Annotated in this window: 5 protein-coding genes; 2 read left to right on the top strand and 3 right to left on the bottom strand. The window is 66.7% G+C overall.

Features of this window, described 5'->3' with window-relative positions; translation table 11 throughout:
* Window positions 1-93: 93 nt before the first annotated feature.
* Both ACIBTV_RS29445 and ACIBTV_RS29440 read right to left on the bottom strand, forming a co-directional pair.
* Window positions 94-957: a hypothetical protein gene (locus ACIBTV_RS29445; protein ID WP_396710122.1), complete on the bottom strand. Its 864-nt coding sequence runs from the start codon at window positions 955-957 to the stop codon at window positions 94-96.
* 200 nt (window positions 958-1,157) lie between these two features.
* Window positions 1,158-1,532, bottom strand: coding sequence for a carboxymuconolactone decarboxylase family protein (locus ACIBTV_RS29440; protein WP_396710120.1), 375 nt, complete (start codon window positions 1,530-1,532; stop codon window positions 1,158-1,160).
* A 265-nt stretch (window positions 1,533-1,797) separates the two neighbouring features.
* Here ACIBTV_RS29440 and ACIBTV_RS29435 point away from each other — a divergent pair, with 265 nt between their 5' ends.
* On the top strand, window positions 1,798-2,283 hold the full coding sequence (locus ACIBTV_RS29435) for a YkgB family protein (RefSeq protein ID WP_396710118.1): 486 nt from the start codon (window positions 1,798-1,800) through the stop codon (window positions 2,281-2,283).
* 220 nt (window positions 2,284-2,503) lie between these two features.
* A complete protein-coding gene (locus tag ACIBTV_RS29430; RefSeq protein ID WP_396710145.1) occupies window positions 2,504-3,082 on the top strand; it encodes a DUF4396 domain-containing protein in 579 nt (192 codons plus the stop codon).
* Between the two features lie 227 nt (window positions 3,083-3,309).
* Here ACIBTV_RS29430 and ACIBTV_RS29425 read toward each other — a convergent pair whose 3' ends face one another.
* Complete coding sequence (locus tag ACIBTV_RS29425) at window positions 3,310-3,966, bottom strand: TetR/AcrR family transcriptional regulator (protein ID WP_396710116.1); 657 nt, start codon at window positions 3,964-3,966, stop codon at window positions 3,310-3,312.
* Between the last annotated feature and the right edge of the window lie 382 nt (window positions 3,967-4,348).

Genomic DNA, 4,348 nt, shown 5'->3' with positions numbered 1-4,348 from the left:
GCGGTTGGTGGCTCGGCGGCTTCGGCGCCCCCCCCCCCCGGCCCCCCCCCCCCCCCCCCCCCCCCCCCCCCCCCCCCCCGCGGCCGCTCACATCTATTCGATGAGCACTTTCACGGAGTCGGCCAGCCCGTCGTTCCGGTTGATGCCGACGAAGAACTCGCTTCCCACGTGGGTGACGTCTTCGATTTCGTCGGTCAAGTTGTTCCCCGGGATTCCGATGTCGCTCTCGACATCGCCGCCGGACCAGTTGTACTGGTACACCCAGTTCCAGCCGGTGTCGGGGGTCGAGGTGTTGATCGACTTGGTGTTCCAGATGTAATTCTCAGAGCAGTCGATGCCCTGGTCGGAACGATTATCGTGACTCGTCAGGTTGCTCTTCACCAGCGTCCATCCGCTCGTCAGCGCGCCGGCGCCGGGATGGGTCCACAGGCTACCCAGCCGTCGGGCGGCGTACCTGCCGGCTCCGCCCGCAGCCGTCGCGCTGTAGCAGAGGCCGCTGATGTTGCCGATCGGCAGCCGCACCTCGCTGGTGGTGCCAACCGACCCGTCGGCGTTCAGGCGCACGACTGTCACCTTGTCGCTCAGGAACGCGGACTGGCTCCCTTGGGTGGCGATCAGGGCCGGGCCCTGGCCCAGATAGTTCGCGTTGTAGGCGAGGTCGTTGCCGTGACCGAGTGTGGGAATGGAGGTGGGTGCCCCCGCGCAGACCCAGCTGGCGCCGTCCCAGGTTGAGCCGTCGCGCAACCACCTCGACAGGACAGGCTCCGCGCCGGCGGCCTTGGTGAAAATGATGTAGAGCTGGCCACCTGGCCCCGCCACCATGCCTTGCATGACCGTGCGACCCGCCTTGCACGCGCTGCTGTTCGGGATGCTCAGCCGTTCCGCCCCACTCCTGTCCGTAGCGGCGTAGGCAGACGCTGCCGGGGCAACGGCGATTCCAGCAGCGAGCGCGAGCACGGATGCGACGCTAGACAGTTTCTTCACTTCGGTGTCTCTCCCAGGGGTAGGCGGGAGCAGCCTATCAGCTCATGTGAGATCGTCTATGTCACCCGTTGTGATGGGGTGCATCGCCGTGCGAGGTGCGATGCGACGGGCAGTTCGACGAGGTCAGCTATCCGGGACATCGGCCTGCCCTGATGACGGCGTTGGGTGTCCGCTCATACGGACGGCGTCGTCGTGGGCATGGCGCCCTCGACGAGCTTGAGCCGCGTCCATATGTTCATGTTGATGACGACGCCGACGATCTCCAGGATCTCGTCCTCCGTGAAGTGCGCGGCCATCCTGTCGTGTGCCTCCTGGAACCGGTTGTTGGCGGTGACGTCTGCGGCCCGGGTCAACGCCTCGGCATAGGCCAGCGCGGCTTGCTCCGCTTCGGAGAACACGCGCGTCTCCCACCACGCGGTGAGGGTCTCGATCTTGGGCGGCGGAATGTCGGCGGTGCGGGCGGCTGCGTGGTGCACCAGAAGGCAATAGCTGCAATTGTTGATCTGCGCGACGCGTAACCGCAGAAGCTGGGCCAGGGCCCGGTCCACCTGGAGTGTGGCGGTATGGCCGAAGGCCGCGGCCCCGGCATTCGCCAGAGCCGTGAGTGGTTCATTTGACGTGGCGTCCAGTCTGACGTTCCGGATCCTGGTATCCAAGAGATGACCTCCTGTAGGTCCCAACGACCGCACCAGTGGTGGAGACGCCCCGCTTCGTGGACAGCCGCATCGGGATCCCCGGCAGCTGCGTGTGGCTGGTCATAGCGGGTAAGGGCCCAGCACGCCGACCGTCGACACAGCGCACGAGGAGCGAGCGATGGGCACCCGACAGACCTCCGCCGACGACCTCGCCTCCGTAGGCTTCTCGGTCCTGCGTTGCGCACTGGTCACGAACATCGTGTGGATCGGTGCTCTCAAGTTCAAGCCGTACGAGGTCCAGAACGACGAGCCCCTGGTCACCTCGAGTCCGCTGTTCTCGCGGTTCCGCGTGAGGCTGGGCGCACAGCGGCTCAACCGACTCATCGGGGTCACGGAGATCGGCGTGGGCGCTTTGATTGCCGCCAAGCCGTTCGCCCCCAGAGCGTCGGCGATCGGTAGCTTCGGGGCGATCGGGATGTTCCTCACCACGCTCAGCTTCCTGGCCACGACGCCGGAGGCGCGGCAGAAGGGGGAGGGGACCCTGAGCCTCTCTCAGCTGGGGCAATTCCTGTTGAAAGACACAGTGCTGCTCGGCGCTGCCGTCCTGACAGCCGCCGAGTCGCTGCGCGCGGCCGCCCTGCTGGCCGGCCCGCGTACGTCGTGATTCAGAAGACGGTGGGCCGGCTCGACCGGGTCTCCCGCGGCGCGCCGACGAGACGGTAGGCGGCTCGGGCCCCTCGAGTGGCCCGGGATGCAGAGGAGGCGTCCTGCAACCGACATGGCTCGTGGTGCTCTCGTGGGCTGCGCTCCTCGGGGGCTCAGCCAGTGCCCTCGTCATCGTTGTCGATCACTTCGTGCTGCGATATCGGCAGCCGGCCAAGGTCATGGAGATCGTCTGGCCGGCGAGCGCCCTCTACTTCGGCCCAGCAGCCGTCCTGGCCTACCGGCAGTGGGGTAGGCCCCAGTCTCCGCGGTGGCTGAGGCGGCACCGCGCCCGGCCCCGGACGCCGCGACATGCTGCCACGATAATCGAAACCCTTCATTGCGCGACGCACTGCGTCATGGGTGCCGTCGTCGGCACCCTCATCGTCTTCTGGTTAAGCCTCGAAATATCGGACAAGCGATTGTGGCCCGAATTCATCGCTGATTACGTTGCCGCTGTGCTGATCGGCGTCGCATTCCGCTACTTCACCGAGGTCGGCCCGGGCGGCCGGAGAGTGCGGGCCGCGGTGCGGAGGTTCTTCAGGGGAGACCTGCTGAGCGTGTCCGTCTTCGAGTTCGCTCTGCTGGGTTGGCTGGCGTTCATGGAGTTCGTGGTGTTCCACGAGACCCTGAAGCCCAGTAGTCCGGTGTTCTGGCTCATCGTTCAGATCGGGTTGATCATCGGCTTCTTCGCCGCCTGGCCGCCAACCCTGTGGCTTGTCCGCAGCGGCGCCAAGGGGGAACTGGGCGCGCCACGATAGGTGGTACTGCGCCGACGTCCGTGGCGACGTGCTCGGGCGTACGGTCGGGTGGTCGAGCAGCAGGTCGTGCATCTGCCAGAAGTTGCCTTGAGTAGCCGCTGCCTCGGCGGCCGACCGGGCTGGCGGATGCCCGTCTGCGTCAAGCACGGAAGTGGACCGAAAAGGTCCGTCAAGGAGCGGAGGTCCTCACACCCGCCCGTGAGCGGCCTGATCACGACAGGGGTCGATCAACGGGCCGGCTGATCGGACGGCTCCACGAGGAACGACTTGATGTGTTCCAGTGCCATGTCCAGCGCGACTTCCATGGGTGCGACGTCGTGCGCGGCGTTCGCCAGCAGGTAGCCGCCTTGCAGGGCGGCCATCAACCCTGTGGCCAGCTTCTCCGGGTCGGCGTCCTGGCGCAGCACGCCGCTGTCGCGCATCCGGTGCAGACCATCGCTGATCAGCTTCTCCCATGCCGCAAACGTCTCCGACAGGGACGATCGAGCCTGCTCATCCTGGTCGGACAGCTCGACAGCCATCGACCCGAGGCCGCACCCGTATTTGCCGTTGTTCAGCGAGTTGGCCTGGACCAGCGCGTTACGCCACCGGACCAGCCCTGAGAACGATCTCAGTCGTTCGAGCCCTGCCCGCTCGCGCTGAAGCACGAGCGCGCCTCGATATTTGACCAACGCGCGCACGAGGTCCTGCTTGTCGGCGAAGTGGTGGTAAAGCTGAGACTTGCTCGTCTGGCTTGCCTCGCGGACGTCGTCGAGGGTTGTCGCGTTCACTCCGCGTACGAGCATCAGCCGATTTGCCGCCTCGAGGATTCGCTCTCGCGTGGCGATGCCCCGTTGGCTGATCCTGCGCCTATTCGTCGGCGCAGCCACCTGCTCGTCGCTCATCCGTCAAGTGTATCCAGCGGGCGCGGATTATCAGGGGTTGAATGGGACCCTGAAGTCCATTCAATGCCGTGGCGAATCGGCGATCGCGAAGGGTGAGTGCTTACACCTTACCTTGTGAACAGCGACGCCGTGGGCCGCCAGATCATCGAGAGGGCGAGTTTTCCCTGGACCGTCCGGTCCCGCTCGCCACGCTTGGTCAACGGCCCGCCGGAGAGCCCGCACCCGCACCTATGCGGTCGACTTCTCTCGTTCGGGCCGACCCCCTCAAGCACGGGTCGGGGGGGGGGGGGGGGGGGGGGGGGGGGGGGGCGGGGGGGGGGGGGGGGGCGCCCCCGGCGGGGGGGGGGGGGGGGGGTGGGTCAGAAGGCGGTGATGGTTTCGG

The sequence above is a fragment of the Micromonospora sp. NPDC049366 genome (assembly GCF_044466625.1).
In the GTDB taxonomy this organism is placed as follows: Bacteria; Actinomycetota; Actinomycetes; order Mycobacteriales; family Micromonosporaceae; genus Micromonospora.
This window is presented reverse-complemented; position numbering and strand designations above follow the sequence as displayed.

Coding starts and splice junctions, on each gene's coding strand:
- ACIBTV_RS29435 (WP_396710118.1), top strand. CDS start 1,798: ATGGGCACCCGACAGACCTCCGCCGACGACCTCGCCTCCGTAGGCTTC.
- ACIBTV_RS29430 (WP_396710145.1), top strand. CDS start 2,504: ATGGAGATCGTCTGGCCGGCGAGCGCCCTCTACTTCGGCCCAGCAGCC.
- ACIBTV_RS29425 (WP_396710116.1), bottom strand. CDS start 3,966: ATGAGCGACGAGCAGGTGGCTGCGCCGACGAATAGGCGCAGGATCAGC.